Annotated in this window: 19 protein-coding genes; 9 read left to right on the top strand and 10 right to left on the bottom strand. The window is 56.3% G+C overall.

Going from position 1 to position 17,397, the window contains the following annotated elements; genetic code table 11:
* Positions 1-4: 4 nt before the first annotated feature.
* From ABFB52_RS11635 to ABFB52_RS11610, 6 genes are all read left to right on the top strand, one after another.
* Entirely contained in the window at positions 5-472 is a 468-nt protein-coding gene (locus ABFB52_RS11635) for a hypothetical protein (RefSeq protein ID WP_346836128.1), read from the top strand.
* A gap of 158 nt (positions 473-630) precedes the next feature.
* On the top strand, positions 631-1,056 hold the full coding sequence (locus ABFB52_RS11630; protein ID WP_240868204.1) for an EndoU domain-containing protein: 426 nt from the start codon (positions 631-633) through the stop codon (positions 1,054-1,056).
* Positions 1,057-1,069: 13 nt separating this feature from the next.
* Positions 1,070-1,492, top strand: coding sequence for a hypothetical protein (locus tag ABFB52_RS11625; protein ID WP_085748419.1), 423 nt, complete (start codon positions 1,070-1,072; stop codon positions 1,490-1,492).
* A 320-nt stretch (positions 1,493-1,812) separates the two neighbouring features.
* Positions 1,813-2,250, top strand: coding sequence for an immunity 22 family protein (locus ABFB52_RS11620; RefSeq protein ID WP_240868189.1), 438 nt, complete (start codon positions 1,813-1,815; stop codon positions 2,248-2,250).
* Between the two features lie 88 nt (positions 2,251-2,338).
* A complete protein-coding gene (locus ABFB52_RS11615) occupies positions 2,339-2,809 on the top strand; it encodes a hypothetical protein (RefSeq protein WP_129974320.1) in 471 nt (156 codons plus the stop codon).
* A gap of 123 nt (positions 2,810-2,932) precedes the next feature.
* On the top strand, positions 2,933-3,430 hold the full coding sequence (locus ABFB52_RS11610; protein ID WP_129974319.1) for a hypothetical protein: 498 nt from the start codon (positions 2,933-2,935) through the stop codon (positions 3,428-3,430).
* Between the two features lie 465 nt (positions 3,431-3,895).
* Here the strand turns inward: ABFB52_RS11610 and ABFB52_RS11605 are convergent, their stop codons facing one another.
* From ABFB52_RS11605 to ABFB52_RS11595, 3 genes are all read right to left on the bottom strand, one after another.
* Complete coding sequence (locus tag ABFB52_RS11605) at positions 3,896-4,273, bottom strand: transposase (protein ID WP_256656697.1); 378 nt, start codon at positions 4,271-4,273, stop codon at positions 3,896-3,898.
* Positions 4,267-4,908, bottom strand: coding sequence for a transposase (locus tag ABFB52_RS11600; RefSeq protein WP_256656696.1), 642 nt, complete (start codon positions 4,906-4,908; stop codon positions 4,267-4,269). Before ABFB52_RS11600 ends, ABFB52_RS11605 begins: the two co-directional genes overlap by 7 nt.
* 381 nt (positions 4,909-5,289) lie before the next feature.
* Positions 5,290-6,108, bottom strand: a complete 819-nt coding sequence (locus ABFB52_RS11595; RefSeq protein ID WP_346836139.1) for a VanW family protein — start codon at positions 6,106-6,108, stop codon at positions 5,290-5,292.
* 244 nt (positions 6,109-6,352) lie between these two features.
* Between ABFB52_RS11595 and ABFB52_RS11590 the strand changes: the two genes are divergently transcribed.
* Complete coding sequence (locus ABFB52_RS11590; protein WP_129973913.1) at positions 6,353-7,174, top strand: glycosyltransferase; 822 nt, start codon at positions 6,353-6,355, stop codon at positions 7,172-7,174.
* Positions 7,175-7,500: 326 nt separating this feature from the next.
* On the opposite strand, the gene ABFB52_RS11585 is transcribed toward ABFB52_RS11590, so the two are convergent.
* The 7 genes from ABFB52_RS11585 to ABFB52_RS11555 form a co-directional block, all read right to left on the bottom strand.
* Complete coding sequence (locus ABFB52_RS11585) at positions 7,501-8,085, bottom strand: hypothetical protein (RefSeq protein ID WP_129973937.1); 585 nt, start codon at positions 8,083-8,085, stop codon at positions 7,501-7,503.
* Positions 8,086-8,168: 83 nt separating this feature from the next.
* The gene (locus ABFB52_RS11580; RefSeq protein WP_129973914.1) at positions 8,169-8,348 is read right to left on the bottom strand and encodes a hypothetical protein; all 180 of its coding nucleotides are present in this window, start codon (positions 8,346-8,348) and stop codon (positions 8,169-8,171) included.
* A gap of 11 nt (positions 8,349-8,359) precedes the next feature.
* Complete coding sequence (locus tag ABFB52_RS11575) at positions 8,360-8,602, bottom strand: hypothetical protein (RefSeq protein WP_007956199.1); 243 nt, start codon at positions 8,600-8,602, stop codon at positions 8,360-8,362.
* An 86-nt stretch (positions 8,603-8,688) separates the two neighbouring features.
* The gene (locus tag ABFB52_RS11570) at positions 8,689-9,756 is read right to left on the bottom strand and encodes a lipocalin-like domain-containing protein (RefSeq protein ID WP_129973915.1); all 1,068 of its coding nucleotides are present in this window, start codon (positions 9,754-9,756) and stop codon (positions 8,689-8,691) included.
* Complete coding sequence (locus tag ABFB52_RS11565) at positions 9,746-12,217, bottom strand: FtsX-like permease family protein (protein ID WP_129973916.1); 2,472 nt, start codon at positions 12,215-12,217, stop codon at positions 9,746-9,748. The genes ABFB52_RS11570 and ABFB52_RS11565 overlap by 11 nt, the downstream gene beginning before the upstream one ends.
* A complete protein-coding gene (locus ABFB52_RS11560; RefSeq protein WP_102718586.1) occupies positions 12,214-12,867 on the bottom strand; it encodes an ABC transporter ATP-binding protein in 654 nt (217 codons plus the stop codon). Before ABFB52_RS11560 ends, ABFB52_RS11565 begins: the two co-directional genes overlap by 4 nt.
* A 50-nt stretch (positions 12,868-12,917) precedes the next feature.
* Positions 12,918-14,615, bottom strand: a complete 1,698-nt coding sequence (locus ABFB52_RS11555) for a sulfatase-like hydrolase/transferase (protein WP_129973917.1) — start codon at positions 14,613-14,615, stop codon at positions 12,918-12,920.
* Between the two features lie 382 nt (positions 14,616-14,997).
* On the opposite strand from ABFB52_RS11555, the gene ABFB52_RS11550 reads away from it, so the two are divergent.
* Together ABFB52_RS11550 and ABFB52_RS11545 are read left to right on the top strand one after the other, a co-directional pair.
* Positions 14,998-16,350 (top strand): UDP-glucose/GDP-mannose dehydrogenase family protein, encoded by a 1,353-nt coding sequence (locus ABFB52_RS11550; RefSeq protein WP_129973918.1) that lies wholly within the window; start codon positions 14,998-15,000, stop codon positions 16,348-16,350.
* Complete coding sequence (locus tag ABFB52_RS11545; RefSeq protein WP_102688546.1) at positions 16,347-17,384, top strand: NAD-dependent epimerase/dehydratase family protein; 1,038 nt, start codon at positions 16,347-16,349, stop codon at positions 17,382-17,384. Before ABFB52_RS11550 ends, ABFB52_RS11545 begins: the two co-directional genes overlap by 4 nt.
* Positions 17,385-17,397: the final 13 nt, after the last annotated feature.

Below are 17,397 nucleotides of genomic sequence, written 5' to 3'. Positions count from 1 at the left end.
TAGGGTGGAAAGCACAACCGAAATCGGTAAAAACAGACACGATCGGAGCAAACCCTCAGATCGGATGGAAGTCTCCGTACGGATTAAAACCAGAGAAATAGAAATGTTAATAAAGGACATCAGTTGGATATCCAGAGATTCGGCTGAGGCGGAAGTTGAGATCAGCGACGGAAACTTTACCTGCGTTGCATTTTCTCAACCATGCAGCGCGAACATTGGAGAAACAATAAATGATCCATTGCATGTTTTTTCGTTGAAAGAAGCAATGATCTGCGAAAGCGAGTCACCAGTAGGGATCTGGAACACAGAAAAACCTGGACTATCTCGAAAAGTAATTGCCAGAGTAATAAATGCATCAGAGCATCTGGTGGCCGTGGGTGGAATCAAATTATTAATCGATGATTACTTACCCGGAGGCATAAATACTGGCGACCTAATCGAGTTCAAATGCGGCCGAATTGATCTCTGGTAAACAATCCAAAAGGGACAGATTTATTATTAGCTGAAGAAAATAAATCTGTCCCTTATCGCTCCTAAAAGTCAGACGACTCTCAAAAATCTGAACATGACGAAGGAAAAGCTCCACCGGACCCGTACAATCGTCCATACACTGGCCCAATTCCAGCACAGATGCAGAACAAAATACTGTTCGGCACTCGCAGTCCAAATAGTAACAAACCAATTGGAGGCCACTCCTCTGAGGTACTGACATCTCCCGACCACCAAATGAACGTTTTGCTGACAAATCCGGACGGTACGATAAAAGTCGAAGACTTCAAAATGATTCTTGAACGAAAAGACGGCACTACTGGCATGTCCGCCAAAAAAGGTGGAAAGCATACACTCGCACCTAAAACCTGGAGCAACGAAAAGATACTTTGGGTGACCGACGAGGTAGCAGCAACACCTGGTGTTTTCATGCGAGAAGTTGATGGTGTCACCACAACTTTGCATACAAAAACAGTTGACGGCGTGCAGTGGCAAGTACTCAAAGACGACGGCGTTATCACATCCTCCTTCCCAGCTGGCGACTCACCTATGTCGCCTCCTATTTGAATTGAGACAAATCATGGACAGCAAGGCCTTCGATGAATACAACTACTGGCTGGGACAAAGCGAGGATTCTAACTGGAATGAATACATTACAGAGCAGGTAGCCAAAGGAGTTCTAGGAAAATTCAGCGCTGAAGACTGGAACCGGCTTAATGACACGATCCTATCAAGGGAAGAGTATTGGCAGGAGCGAAGTGCTGCGGCACTTGGAGAGAATCGCTCCACCCAGGCAATTGAAATTCTAAAGAAACTTTTGGACTCTCCATTTACCGAAGTATTAATAGTCTCTGCCTCAGAACTGGACTGGAGTGAAGTCCCAATCGAGAATAAATACGCAAAAAAAATACAAGCTATTATTAACTCTCTAAACCACGAAGAACTCGAATCCTATCCAGAACTTGAAAACCTTCTAAAAAAAGCCAGCAGCGCGCAACTTTAAATAGAACTAAATCAAGGAATCAAAGGGGGCAGATTTATTTTTCGCTAAAGAAAATAAATCTGTCCCCTTTTAACTATATCCCCTTTTAACTTTCATGGTTTCGAGAGCTGACACATTCAAGCGCTGGGGCGTGAGTGCTGAACAGATATATGAGCTACGGATCGCAATTAGTGACGTGAAATTTGTAAACCCTACTGGTCATCATGGAGGCAAAGGGTCTACAAAAGCACACAATGAAATACTTAAAGTAATTGACAATTCGAAAGATTATGGCGAGTTCCGCCAAGGACTCAATGAATGGGCTGGCAGAAGACTAGACGGTGGCGTTGACTCCCTTCCTTCAGGTCTCAAAAATTAAGGCACAAAAAATGGTAGAAACAAAAACAGTCTCAATCTGGACTGCAAAAACTGGTTGGGAGCCGTCAACACTCCAGGAAATAATGTTGCCGGCATATTCAGAAGATGGAGACTCGCTTGGATGCGAGTTCACAAATGCGTTTTCACTTGGCTTTATAGATAATGATTTTATCGAAGCCGACAAAGTCGAAAACACCGACTCTCTCGAGAGCGCAATTAAAGGCTTTTCTTACGACTCCGATATATCCTCAGACATAAAATCAAAGAATATTCAGCCTACCAATCAAACGATAGACACTCTTATTGCAATATACGACTTCACTTTTCAAGGCAATCCACCAGCCCGCGTAATCCGAGGCAAAGAAATCACTTTCAGAGGCACATTCACATACAAAGAGTAGCGACAAACCTAATCCAAAGGGAATAGATTTATTTTCTTTAGCAAAAATAAATCTTCCCCCTTTTCATATGAAAAACTAAGTACGCACAATGACGAGCAACTTTGAAATTGCGCTAAGCAAACACGAGTTTCCAGATTATTTTAGGGGCAAAGGAGAGTATTTCACGAGAGACCCCGACTGGGGAACTCAGCTACATATCAGAAACTGGCAGGATTCGAGCGTATTTTTAAAATCACTGAATAACTCCACATATGTACTGAAAAACGCATTTAGCTCGTATCTAAGCACTGTAGAACTTACGATAGCCGATGCACACGACCTTCTTGAGAACATCGGCTGCTATTACTACTTAAGAACCAAGCACCCCCATCTTTCGAAGGATGGATTCGATCTGATCCGAGACGCTGACAACAATGATAAACAAACAATCTCGGCAACAATATCCTTTCTCAAAAAAGCAGTTACGACCCACAACATTCCTGAAGAGCTTGAACTCTTCAATCGTCGGATCAATATACTTATCAACAGTGGAGGCCCAGACAACATCACCAACCTCTAACACAACCAAAGTTAACAAATCCATCCTTCATAGAACCAAATAACTAAAAAGACAGATTCATTTTCATTTGAAGAAACAAATTCCCCTTTTTTTTGAACCCACTAAAGCAACTAAATACTCAATATGAGCAGACACAAAATCATCCTACCGAATGACTGGATTGCAGAATTTAACAATACAGGTGAATTCCATATGGGAGCAGAGGGTTGGGGTCTTCTGCTAACAGGTCCTAATCAAAGCCGCATCGATTATTTCAACGACCAAATCGTACTGGTAAACGATGATGAGGGCGTACACGCTAGATCGTGTATTCGCTTATCCGACAATGGCGTGTACGGTTACCTCACCACTGCTGTGGACAGCAGTTGGGTCATCGACTTTTCACGAGGAATGATTGCTCCGCACCGGATCAGCATCCAGCAGCGCCACGATGGTTATGATGAGAGTGTATCAGTTCACGAGCAACCCGCATTCAAACGGACGAGGCAGTATATTAGCGTTAGTGGTAAACACATTTACCTGACCTTCCCCCTTACCCGCGACGAAGACTTTCCGAAAATCTGGGAAGAGTATTTATCGATTCGACGACGGCAGATCGACGAGCTCTACTTTCGCAACTGAGTTCACCAACGAGGCCTATAACCAGAGAAAACTTATTTATTCTTCTAATCCAAAGGGGACACCCATTAGCCGGTCTCAAGTCAAGGTTAAAAGCCACCGCGCCCTGCAGTTTTCAACTGCAGGGTTTGCTCTCCAACTCAACCTGATCGGTTGAACCCGTCGAACCCGTTTCCTCTTCATTGGCTACGAACGAGTCGTGCCAGACACCCATTTGGATCAAGCGGTAGCGATACAACCTGCACCGCCCTGGCAGTTAACTGCCCCAGAGAAACGTTGGTGCCGCCAATGCGTCCAAAACGTGTTACAGAACTGTGGCTCGTGCAAAACACACGTCCAGTCCCAGCTGGCTCACCTGGCAGACGACCCGGTTACAACACACTCAGGCAGTGATGGTCAGTCGCCACTCAGATTTAGTGGTTCGGGCCCAGTCCCTTTTGGTTGGCCGACCATCACCTGATTCGCCCCTCAGGCGAAACAGCGTCTGGCATCAATAGGCTGTTTCTCCTTCAGGATGTGATAACTCGCTCGCGCCAGCTTGTGTGCCAGCGCCTTGGTAGCGACCACGGCGTTGGTCTTGGCTTTCTTCTTCTCGAAAAAGCGTTTGGCATCTTCGCTGAAGCGCCGGGCGAAATTAGCCGCTTCGATATAGGCCCAGATCAAATAAGCGTTGCCGTTCCTGGCGTTGCCTTCACCTTTCTTTTTGCCATTGGAGTAATGCGCACTTTTTACGCAGCGAGCGTAAGAGGCGAAGTGGCCTGCGTCGGCAAAGCGCTCGATATTTCCGGTTTCCAGCATGATGATCGTGGCCAGTACCTCGCCAATCCCGGGCATCGTTTTCAGCAAGGAAAACTCCGGGCGCAGACGGGCTTCGTGCAGTAATCGCTCTTCAAGAAATCAATCTGGGTCTGCAATGCCTGGACAATGGCGACATTCGCTTTCATTGCCAGAGCCACATCCGTCGGCAGGCCCAGCCTGTCGACGGATGTGGCTGACAGCCCTTTGACTTCATTGCAGCTCAACCGCTGGCCAAACTGGCGCGCCATGATGTTCTCGACGGACAGAATGTGCTGAGTCCGGCTGCGTACCAGTTGAATACGTTTGCGTGCCAAATCTCGCAGCGCACGTTCTTGCGGCGGATGGATATATCCGGTCGGTAAAATCCCGAGTCGCAGCAAATGAGCCAGGAAAGTCGCATCATCCTTGTCGTCAGAATGCTTCAAACCGTCGTAGCGTTTCATCGCCACGGGATGGGCCAGCTTCACCTCAAAGCCCGCTGCCTTGAGGCCATCGACCAACCAATACCAGTTGTAGGTGGACTCAACCACGACGCCAACCAGTTCAGCACGGTGAGGCTCGAGCAGCGAAAGGATTGGCGTTAGCTGGTTGGGACAGCGTCGACTGACCAGTACCCGATCCGTTTCGTCGGTAACCACCACAACACTGTTGTTCGAATGCAGGTCTATGCCACAGAATTTCATCACGGCCTCCTACGCAAAAGACTAAGTTCGCACCTTGAATTTTGCGCCACCTCCGTGAGGTGGGGAGGCCGGCCAGATGATTCTCAGATCTATTTTTTGCTGATTAAAATTTAAAATACATCTGCCCCCTTTGTCCAATCGATCCTCCCATGCGGGCAAGTACTCGATATCGGATGGTATCCAGAATTCAGCACTCGCGGCTCCTTTGTTATCTCTCTAATCCGCAATCAAGACTGGCAAAATCCGACTAATTGTGAAAAAGCAAAAAACTGGGAAGAGTTCAAAATAGCGCTAGAGAACATATCGAAAAGTCTGGAAAGCTAGTATCGATAAACGCTTCCGATATATGGAATAAACCAACTGACCAAAACAACATCACCGCTATCCCCCCTCAATCATCCCCTCCAAAACCTCATACTTAACCACCACCCGATTCCCATACAACCGCTCCCTCTCCACCAACGCCCCCACCTGCCCCTTCTCCCTCACCTCCCGCCAAATCTCATTCTCCCGATACACCCGCTCCCCCTCCCGCACAAACCGATGCCCCACCTCAAACACGTGATACCGATACGCCCGCTCCCGATCACACAACAATTCCCCCTCCAACTGCGTCTCCCCCACCTTCAGCTTCAGCTGAAAGCTGCGATCCGTCGAGTTGTGCAGTACCAGGTCGATGTAGTTGTAGAAGATTGCCGCGCCGGAACCGAATGGCAGGACGCGGCCGTCGTCCGGGAAGGGGTCGAAGCTGTGGTTGGCGCGTTCGATGACGACCAGCGGTGAGTGAATGGCCATCCAGTGGATGAGGTTGCTGAGTTGGCAGATGCCGCCGCCGATGCCGGTGCGGGCTTCGCCGAATGAGAGTTCCATGCCTTCGACATAGCCGCGTTGGCGGGTCGGGCGGCCGACGAGGCGGCAGAAGGAGAAATATTCGCCGGGGGCGATGGTGACGCCGTCGATGGCGGCGACGGCGAGTTTGAGGTTGATGACTTTGTTGTGTTGCAGCGCGAGGTCGGAGTCGCCGAGTTTACGGATCAGTTTTGAGGTGTGTTTGAGGTAGCGGTAAGGCAGCCGCTCGGACGTCGTGGCAGGCCGTGCGTAGCGTTTGCTCGAGCAGTGCCAGGCGATGTGGCGGAACAGTCTTTTTTGCCACACGCGCAGCCAGTAAAGGGCCGGGTGGTAGAGGGAAAGTGGTTTCATCCTTGGCGAACGGCGCGGGCCGTTGTCTTCCTTGAACTTGAAAGGGCGGCGCATCTTACCGTGGAACCGCGCTTGATCGCCAAGCGCCTCGCCGGTGTCGCAAGCCGTAACAAGTCGCCCGGCCCGGGCGCTTAGAAATTAAGCTTGAACTAAGGTTGCGTCCCTACCATCCGGGCCACAAAGCAGCGGTTCTGTGTGCTGATTGCCGTCAGCAGAACCCTTCAACTTGAAGTGAGCCCGGACCATGAGTGCGATCGATTCCACCTCAAAACAACTGCCCGCCTTCAGCCTTGTATTGGTCAATTACAAGACGCCGGAAATAACCCGGATGTGCCTGGAGTTTCTCCAGCAGTACGTCAAGGAGAATCAAATTCCGGTGTGGGTGGTGGACAACGATTCCGCCGATGAAAGCCTGATTTACTTGCGGTCTCTGGACTGGATCAACTTGATCGAGCGCCCTTCTCCCGGCAAGGAAGCGGGGCATATTGCTCATGGCAAGGCACTTGATCTGGCACTTGCGAAAGTTGAAACCGATTACCTGTTTTTGCTGCACACCGACACTTTCGTTTTTGACAGTACTGTCTTTTCGATGATGATGAATGAGTGCATGCAATCTTTGGATACAGCGGCGGTCGGTTGCGTCGAACAACTGGATCGCGGCGTCCTTAGAGACACCTGGCGTTTGTCTTCGCGTTATTTCAAACACTATTTCCGCCGGGCAAAACAGCACTTGGGGTTGTCCTCCCGAGATCCAAAACCCTACCGGGAAACTCACCTGAAAAGCTTCTGCACCTTGTGGAATGCACGGCTGATCAAGGCTCACGGGCTGCATTTTTCGATGGACGACCGGGTCCCGGGATACACGCTGCAGGATCGTTTAAGCAACCTTGGCTACGGCATCAAATGCCTCTCGCCGCGGACGATCTTCCGCTACCTGGATCACATCCAGGCCGGCACCGTGGCCGCGATCGGTGGATACGGCAAACAGCACCGCCGCACCACCATGTATCAGGAAACGCTCAAGCGCCTTCAGTTACAACAGCGCATGCGACCCGCCAAATCGTAAGACAATAAAAAAGGGCGACTTCAAAGTCGCCCTTTTTGCATCTGAATTCTTTGGCTTCCACTCCGAGGAGGTGTTCGCCCAGTGTAATGGCCTGGCAATCCATGCACCGGTAAAGAGCCCTGACACTGGGCGAACGGGAGGGATTTTAATGGAAGTTGGCGGATATGTCGTGCTAATTGAAGATGAAATTTATGTACTGAAAAGTTAAAGGACATTGCTTACCGATTTTTCCCGACAAACTTTCTGACATCACCACCTCGAATACTTCATATGACTGTTCTCATACAATTACTTGTACAAGAACAGCCATTCTGTAGAGTCAATACTCAACTTTCATGCTGACTGGTCACTTTTAATACATCGGTGTAAGTGACCACGACGCTTTGCCCGACTTTCAAATCTTTCAGTTTGGCCTGAATCTCAGGCTTTTCGACGTTGAGGGTTTTCGACTGGCCTGAAGGGTTTTCCAGGGTGACCTGGTTTGTCGCCAAATCGATTTTGGTGATTTTCAGTTGCACCTGAACCTGACGGAAAGCCTCGCCACCGGGGTTGCTGGTGCCCACGGCGTTGCGCAGCTCACCGGTGCGCTCGGTAGAGCCTGGCAGACCTTTATCCACGTCGGTGTCCAGATAAGCGGCGACCGAACGTGTCACCTCGATCTGGACCAGATCGCCCACTTTCAAATTACCGAGGTTTTTCGCCTTGTCGCTGAGCTGAATGTGCACCTGGCGACCTTCCGCGCCTTCCAGGACCACTTGATGATTGGCCGGGTCAACCGCCAGCACTTTGGTGGTGACCCGGTCGGCCTCGACAGCGGCCGAAAGCGGTATATCGGCGGCCACCGCCGAAAAGCTGGCAGTAGAAAGGACAGTGGCAAGTGCAATGGCGTGCGTCAGTGCTTGGAGCTTCATAAGCGATACATTCCCTGTGATGGATGGCAGCACCCATCGCCAACGCGGTCAGCGACGGATGTGCCACTGAGCATAGACGCCCTTCAGGGTTTGCTCCGCGATCGTTGCGCGGTGTCCTGCGCGGTTGACTCGCCACTGGGGGTGCCTTTACCGGAGCTCTGCCGCTGTTTGGGATCGGTGGGGCGCAGCGCGTCGTTGTCGCGCTCGGTTTCACCCGGCGGACGAGGTTCGTCGGGGTGCTCGCTATCAGGAACAGTCTTCATGTCGTACCTCCTCAGGCTTCCGGGTCATCGAGTTCCCGCGCAACGTTTACGGCGGGTGAGTCCTTGTGCAGGTCATCGGCCTTGGCTCTGAGGATCTGCCACTGCTCAAGATCAATGGCACCTTGACCAAGCAAATCGTCAGCAATGCGCTGCAGATCGAAGTAATGGGCATCCGGGGATTGTTGCCAGTACGTCTGATCGTCAAACATCTGCTGCCAGGTCGTCAGGTCTGGAGATTTCAGTTCCTCGCTCATGGATCGGATCCTCGGCCATGTTCCTCGGTAGAGGGGGCATCCTGGACAGAGTTCCAATCGATTCCTTCGCGGCACGGCGCGTGGAATCAATACCCGGTCATCTCCAGATAACCCTGCCCGCCCCGGTTGCCGCTCAGGCGCACCGGCCCTTCCCAATACGGAATGCGCAGGTTCATCCAGGCGTCGGGGTTGATTGCATCGAGGGTGATCTGCAGATTTTTTTCCGGAATGCCGATCGACCAGCGCACCGGCATCGAACGGCCGGCGACCTTCGCAGTGTCCTTCGGGGTCAGCTTGATCTGCTCGGCGTGCAGGGTTTCGGTCTGGCCATCGGCGGCAATCCACGTGCCGGTCAGGTACGGCGCCCCTTCCTTCTGGCGCATGCGGTACAGCATGACGTGTTCGCCGCTGTCCAGATGCAGGGAGAACCAGTCCCACCCTGTCTGGTTGGCGGTCAGCGGCTGGCTGCTCCACTCACGATCAAGCCAGGCCGGGCCGTTGACGGTGTAGGTCTGGCCGTCGATCTGCAGGGTGCCGCTGGCCTGGAAAAACGGCTGACTGTAGTAATACGACGCCTGGCCCTGTTCGGATTTCTGACTGAAACCCTTGTCGCCTTGCAGCACCAGCGGGCGGCTGGAGGTCAGGCGCAATTGGTAGCTGAAGTTTTTATCCCGGGCACTGAGTTGCAGGTCGGCCAGCGGATCGCTCGCCTGACTGACGAAACGCCAGTCATCGATCCACGCCTCGAACGGCGCTGCACGCACGCCGGCCTGCCCCACGCCGCCACGGGCGTAACGCTCGGCGGCATGGTGGACGCTGGCCGAGGTGACCGCCGCATGCCCGAGCCAGATCGTCTGGCTGGCCCAGCCCGGCTGCGGCGGCGAGGCGTTCAGAGCGCTGCGAAACAACGTCCACTGCACGCCGAAATCGTTGCCCTGCGCATCCTTGAGATTGGCCGTCACGTACCACCATTCGATACGAAAACCGTCATGGGCGCCGTGATCCGCCGGGAAGCTGAACACCTCCCCCGGCACCACCGGCGTAAACGCCTGCGCCTGAGCGCCCATCCCGGCAAAGCCCTTCTGCTCCGGTGCGGAGTTATCGCAACCACTGAGCAACAACGCCAAAAACACCAGCGCAAACCTAGTCTTCATGAGCAAACGTCCTCAGCAGGTCCGCCGGTTGCGTGCGGTACAGCGAATACAGCGGCCACGCCGAGGCCAGCAACGTCGCCAGCAGCGCCAGCCCCATCAGTTGCAGCAACTGCAATGGAAACACCCGCAGCGGCAGACGCCAGCCGAAGGCCTGAACGTTGATCACCGCGTCCAGACACCACGCCAGGCCGATGCCCAACGGCAAGGCCAGCACCAGCGTCAGCAGCGCCAACAGCCACGTTTGCCCGAGGTTGAGCAGCATCAATTGCCGCCGCGTCACACCCAACGCCCACAACGGTGCGAGCTGGCCGAGACGGCTCTGGCTCTGGGTCAGCAGGCTGATGAACAGCGCCACACCGGCGACAGCCAACGTCAGGCTATTCAGCGCGGCGGTCGCGGCGAAGGTGCGTTCGAAGACCTGCACCGACCAGCCCTTGAGCCGAGCCTGATCGACGATGCGGCTGTCATCGAGCTGGAAGCGTGCCTGCAAAGCCGTGAGCAACGCCGGAATGTTCGACGGGTCGATGCGCAGGTTGAAGCGGTTTGGCGTCAGCTGCGGCCAGCCGCGCAACAGGTGGTTGCTGTTGACCAGCACATGGCCCTTGGGATTGCCGTAGTCAGCGTAGATCCCGACGATGCGCGGCGACCACGACCCGCCCGGTGTGGGAATCGACAGGTGATCGCCCGGCGTCACTTTCAAGCGCCGCGCCAGTTGTTCGCTGAGCATCACCGCATCGTCCTTGGCCAGCGCCGCCCACGGGTCGTCTCCTCGAGATTCGAGCAACGGCCAGTGCTGACGATAGTGCGGATGATCGATGATCCCGAACACGTCCGCCGGCCAGCCTTGCAGCGACACCGAAACCTGCCAGTTGGGCATGATCGCGGTGACGCTCGGTTGCTGTTTGAGCCAGGTGTACAGCTCTCGCGCCTGAGCCGGGTTGCTTGGGTTCAGATAAAGCTCGGCGGTGAGCCGTTGTTCGAGCCAGTCGTTGAAGGTCTGGCGGAAACCGGCGGTCATGCTGCCGGCACCGATGTTTGCCGCCATCGCCAGCAGCAGCGCCATCAACGCCAGACTCAGCGCCGGCAATTGCTGGCGGCAATCGGCGAGAAACCATTGCCCGAGCACCGAGCGGCTGCGACCGAGCAAACCGTTGAGCAGCGCGCTGAGCAACACCGGCAGCGCCAGCGCGGCTCCGAGCAAAAGCCCCGCCATCAACACAAACCCACTGGCCAGGCTGTTGCCCCACACCAACGCCGCCAGCGCAATCACTGCACAGATACCCGCGACCCAACCCTGACGCCGCAACCAGCGCGCATGTTGCTGATGCCAGGCCTGCGGATCCGCCACCGCCAGCAATGGCAGTCGCGCTGCACGCAGCAGACTGTTGGCCCCGGCCAGCAACGCGCCGAGCAGGCTCAAGCCGATGCCGCTGAACCACCACCAAGGACTCAGGCGCAACTGCCCCGCCACTTCCGCGCCGTACAGACCGCGCAGGCTGGCCGCGACGTCCGGTAACAGCACGCTCGCCAGCCAGTAACCGCTGACCACGCCGAACAACCCGCCGATCAACGCCAGCGCGCCGAGTTCGACGATCAGGCAAGCGATCAGCATCCGCGCGCTGACCCCGCAGGCCCTCAACGTGCGCAGCAATCCCCGGCGTTGCTCCAGTGCCAGACCGATGGCCGCGTGGACAATGAACAAGCCGACGATGAACGAGAGAAACCCGAGCGCATCGAGGTTGAGGTGGAAGCTTTCGGTCAGTCGCGCAAGGTTGTTTTCCTCGCCACTGCTCTTGAGCTGCAACTGGCCTTTGAACGCGGCCGGGATGTCAGCGTGAAAATCCTTTGGCAGCAGCAGGCGTGACAGTTGCTCGGGTTGTTCGAGTACGCGCTGAGCGACGCCAATGTCCACCAGCAGAACGCCGGGGGCCATGTCGGTTTGCGCCCGCAGCGGCGGCAGCGTCTGGCCGGTTTCGCTGGCCGGGGTCGCGCCCTCGGCGAGGTTGAGCGCCCGCAAGGTTTCGGGAGAAATCCAGGTGCTGCCCGGCGGACTGAAGAACTCGACGATGCGCTCGATTGGCATCGCCTGCCCGGCCACCGCGCTGTCGCCCGGTAACGACACCGGTTCGATGCCCATCAATTGCAGACGCTGATTTTCGTGGCCTTTAAGAATCAGGCGCCCTTGCAGCACCGGCGACACCGGCCAGCCCAGACGCCGCAGATCAACGAACCATTGTTGCGGGAACGTCGCGCCGTTCGGCGTACTGAGGCTGGCCTGGGGTTCGCCGCCAATCAACTGGCTGGCCCGGGCGTAACTGTCCCGCGCCTGACTGTTGAGCGCTTCGACCCCGGTCAACAGGCTGGTGGCCAGCCACAAACCGGTCAGCACGCTGAAAAACTGCACCGGATGGCGCCGCCAGTGACTGAGCAGCGCCATCAACGCGTGGCGGAAAACCTTCACGTCAACCGACCGCTGGACAGCACCACGCGCTCCGCCAGCCGCGCCGCCACGCGCTGACTGTGGGTGACCATCAGCAAAGTGGTCGGGGTGTCGTCGAGCAATTCCAGCAACAGCCGCAGTACTTCGTCGCTGGTGGCTTCGTCGAGGCTGCCGGTGGGCTCGTCGGCCAGCAGCAGCTTCGGTTGCGCGGCCAGCGCCCGGCCGAGCGCGACCCGCTGTTGCTGGCCGCCGGAGAGTTGTTCGGGATAGCGCTTGAGTAACTCGCCCAGCCCCAGGCGCTGCACCAGATGATGCTGCCAGCGCGGATCATGCCGCCCGGCCAGCCGCGCCTGAAACGCCAGGTTGTCCTCGATCCGCAGGCTGCCGATCAGGTTGTACTGCTGGAACACCAGACCGATTTCCGTGCGCCGCCAATTGGCCAGTTGCGCCTCGTTCATGCGATCCAGCCGATGTTCGCCGCTGCTGATGATGCCGCTGTCGACTTTGTCGAGCCCGGCGATCAGGTGCAGCAGCGTGCTCTTGCCGCTGCCCGACTCGCCCATCAGCGCCAGACTGCTGCCGGGCTTGAGCGTCAGGTCGATGCCTTGCAGCACCGGCAACGGGCCTTGCGGGGTGAGGTAGCTTTTGAAGACGTTTTGAACCTGGAGCATGCCGCCATCCAATCGATCCGTGTGGGCCAAGGATAGCGGATACCGACGCGTTACTGCCCCACCGCCACACTCGTCGGCGCTTCACCCGGCGTGACGATGCTGTTCAGGTCGATGTGCTTCCACTCGGGTTTGGCTCCCAGCCGCGCGTTGAAGCGGTAGTTGAAAGTGAATTCGTCCGCCGTCGCCACGCTCAGCGGTTTGCCGTACACCGCTTCGATTCCCGGCAGGTCGTAGCCCATCAACTGCAACAGGGTCGGGAAGATGTTGTAGTGACTGGAGCGATCCTTGTTCGCCGCCAGTTGCGCCGACCAGTCGAGCGTCTGCAACTGATCGCCCTGAATCACCACCAGCGGCACCAGCCCTTCTTCCTCCACCGGATCGCCGCCGCAGTGGGTGTTCAGTCCCGGATTACCACGCTCGTGCAAATCCTGGCCGTGATCCGAGGTGTAGATCAGCAGCGCGTTGTTCAGATTGGCCTGGGCAAACACCCGCGCGAAGAACTCGCCGACATTCCACAGCACCGTGTTTTTGTAGGCGTTGCGATACAGCAGCCAGTCATCCGGCTGGCCGTTGAAACCGGTGCGCTCGCCGGTGTCGGCAACTTCCGTGAACTGCCCGCGGGGCAAGGTCGGGCGGTAGGCCATGAAGGCGTCCGGGTATTTGTCGTGCACCGGGAAATGCGCGCCGACCTTGTTGATCAGCACCAGCTCCGGTTTATCGTCGTTGAGCAGTTCGATGAGCTTGGCAGCGGCGGCCATGTCGCGGTCGCGCACGCTGGTCTGGTCGAATTGCACGAATTCGTCGATGTCCTTTTTCTCGGCATCGTTCATCAGATTCTGCAGGTTGCCGCCGGTGCGCTGAGCGTCGATGTAGACCGTGCGCATGCCGGCCTTTTTGGCGTACTGCCAGATCGACGGCAGCGTGCTGTTGATCCGCATGTAGTCGGCGCGGGTGCCGCCGTAGCGCAGGGTGATGTTGGTGTCGGCGCTGCAATTGGCGATGGACGCCGCGTAACCGTAATTGAAGATCTGCACGCCCGGACGGGCCTGCTTGAGGTTGCTGTGCACGCCGAACGGCGCGTTGATGTCCAGGTAATTGCCGGAAATGCTCTCGTCGATGATCAGCACGATGTCGTGGCCGACCGCCGGGCCATTGCGCGCCAGGGTCACCGGCTCACGCGGGCCGACGGTGTTGTGCAGCGCTTCGTAGCCGAACAAATTCAGATAGGCCAGCGGCGTGTACATGATCGGCAACCCGCGTGCACCCTCGCCGGCGCGCACGAACAACACGGCGCTGAGCAGCAACACACCGCAGAGCGGCGCAGCAATCCGCAAGGCATTGGGTACGGGCATCGCGTGACGAGGCTTGAGGCCGATTCCGAACAACAGCAGCAAGCCGTTGAGCAGTCCGTGGATGATCGCCCCCCGGTACTGATACGCCGCTTCCTGAATGAAGCCGCCGGAATACACCAGCGAGACGAAACTGCTGTAGGTCAGGTAATCGGCGGTCACCCTCGTATAAACATCGAAAAACACCGCCGAAACAAACAGGGTTAATGCGAACAAATGCCGAATGAAAGTCTGACGTATATAGGCTGTTAGTAATAATGCGAAAGTCAGCGTCAAAAACATCGCGCCAAAAAGAAGTACTGCCAGACCAATACCCATCGCATTTAAGCGGTCAAGGTAATATTCGAAATAAAGCAACAGATAAATAATTAAAAGCAGTTCTTTCAGATATCGAAACATGGCGATTCCGGGGCGCGTCCGACGAGAGGTTGTCAAGGGTTTGTCGGTCAAAATCTGACACTAGCACCGGGCCATTAAAGCGCAAGAAATGTCGGACATAATCAAAAAGCGTCAAAAAACCGTTGACTCAAATCTGACACACCCAAGTCGTTAAAACCCTTGAAATTCGTGGCCTACGACCGTTTATCGTTTTCTTCGAACGCGTCAAGGACGGGACAAATCCATCTACAGCAAGCACTTGATGGCCTTTCGCCCCCAAAAATGGGGGTGTTATACCCTTGCAACATGTCATTTTGCTGACACGCTTTTCCCACGCTGCGCTATACCCCTTTTGACAGTTCCATTTTCGATCTTCCATCACCGTCTTACGAGGCACGCCAATATGGACGTGAGCGTATTTGGTACGGGCTATGTTGGCCTGATACAAGCAGCCGCACTTGCCGATGTCGGACATCGCGTATTGTGCGTCGATATTGACCCGAACAAGATTAAACAACTGCAACAGGCAGTACCGCCTATTAGCGAACCGGGTCTTTCGGCAACTTTGGAAGAAAACATCAAGGCCGGGCGTTTGCTGTTCAGCACCCAGGCCAGCGATGCGGTGGAACATGCCGGGCTGATCTTCATCGCCGTGGGCACGCCGGCCGACGAAGACGGCTCCGCCGACCTCAGCCATGTGCTCAACGTGGCGCGGCAGATCGCCAGCTTCATGGAAGACGATCGCACGTTGATCATCAAATCCACAGTGCCGGTCGGCACGGCGGATCAGGTGCTGCACACCGCTGAAGAAGAACTGCAACGGCGTGGCAAAAGCGCTCTGGCAGTGCGGGTGGTGTCCAACCCCGAATTTCTCAAGGAAGGCAGCGCCCTCGCCGACTGCATGCGGCCGGACCGGATCATCGTCGGCACCCACGATGACCTGGCCCGCGAGCAGATGAGCGAGCTGTACGCGCCGTTCTGCCGCAACCACGAAAAACTGATGTTCATGGACAACCGCAGCGCCGAGCTGACCAAGTACGCAGCCAACGCCATGCTCGCCACCCGCATCAGCTTCATGAACGAGCTGGCCAACCTCACCGAACTGCTCGGCGCCGACATCGAAGCGGTGCGCAAGGGCATCGGCTCCGACCCGCGCATCGGCTATCACTTCATCTACCCGGGCTGCGGCTTCGGTGGCTCGTGCTTTCCCAAGGACCTGCGCGCCCTGCTGCACACCGCCGAACACAACGGCATGCCATTGAAACTGCTGCGCAGCGTCACCGACGTCAATGACGCGCAACGGCACATTCTGTTCAGCAAACTCAGGGCGCAATTCCCTCAAGGCCTGGCCGGCAAGTCGATCGCGATCTGGGGTTTGGCGTTCAAGCCGAACACCGATGACATGCGTGAAGCCCCGAGTCGTTACCTGATGGAGGCGCTGTGGGCCGAAGGCGCCAGCGTGCAGGGCTATGATCCGGAAGCGATGTCCGAATGCCGGCGCATTTACGGATACCGCAATGACCTGCACCTGTGCGCCACCCGCGACGACACCCTGGAAGACGCCGACGCACTGGTGATCTGCACCGAGTGGAAGAATTTCCGCGTGGTGGATTTCGAGCTGCTGGCCAGCAAGCTGCGCTCGAAAGTCATCATCGACGGACGCAACCTCTACAACCCGGAACAAGTGGCAGCCGCCGGCCTGCACTACAGCGGCATCGGTCTGCGCCACATCGCGCCTGACGGGTTGCGGCCATGAAAATCCTCGTCACCGGTGCGGCCGGGTTCATTGGTGCTCATGGCGTGCTGCGGCTGGTGCGCGACGGGCATCAGGTGATCGGCCTGGACAACTTCAACAGCTACTACGACCCGCAGCTCAAGCACGATCGGGTGGACTGGGTGCGCGGGCAAATTGGCGATGTCCAGCTCGCTACGGTTGATCTGGCAGATGCTGCGGCGCTGGAAGCATTGTTCGCGAGCGAGCGGCCGCAAGTCGTGGTCCATCTCGCCGCGCAGGCCGGGGTGCGCTATTCGCTGGAGAATCCACGGGCCTATCTGGACAGCAACCTCGACGGTTTCCTGAACATTCTGGAGTGCTGCCGCCGGCACCCGGTCGAGCACCTGATTTACGCCTCGTCCAGTTCGGTGTACGGCGCCAACCAGCGCACGCCCTACTCGGTGCAGGACGGCGTCAATCACCCGCTGTCACTGTACGCCGCGACCAAGAAAGCCAATGAATTGATGGCCCACAGCTACAGCCACCTGTTCGGCATCCCTTGCACCGGGCTGCGCTTTTTCACGGTCTACGGACCGTGGGGCCGGCCGGACATGTCGCCGATCCAGTTCGCCAAGGCGATCAGCGAAGGCTCGCCACTGAAGCTGTTCAACTACGGCGAGCATCAGCGCGATTTCACCTACATCGACGACATCATCGAAAGCATCGCGCGCCTGATCGAGCGGGCGCCCCGGGCCAATCCCGAGTGGAACCGCGAACAACCCGACCCGGCCAGCAGCATGGCGCCGTGGCGCTTGTTCAACATCGGCGGCCAGCACCCGGTGGCGCTGAAAACCTACCTCGCCCTGCTGGAAAAACACCTCGGTCAGAAAGCCGTGGTCGAGCTGCTGCCGCTGCAGCCGGGCGACGTACTCAATACCTGCGCCGAGGCCAGCGACCTGGCCCAGGCCACCGGGTTTCAGCCCCGGATAGAGCTGGATGAGGGACTGGGGCGGTTCATCGCCTGGTTCCGCGATTACTACCCCACTGCCTATCGCCCACGCGCCGTTCGCGGCTGAACATCAGCGGAGG

Origin of the sequence: Pseudomonas sp. 9.2(2024) (assembly GCF_039695385.1) — a bacterium.
Lineage (GTDB): Bacteria > Pseudomonadota > Gammaproteobacteria > Pseudomonadales > Pseudomonadaceae > Aquipseudomonas > Aquipseudomonas paraglycinae.
This window is presented reverse-complemented; position numbering and strand designations above follow the sequence as displayed.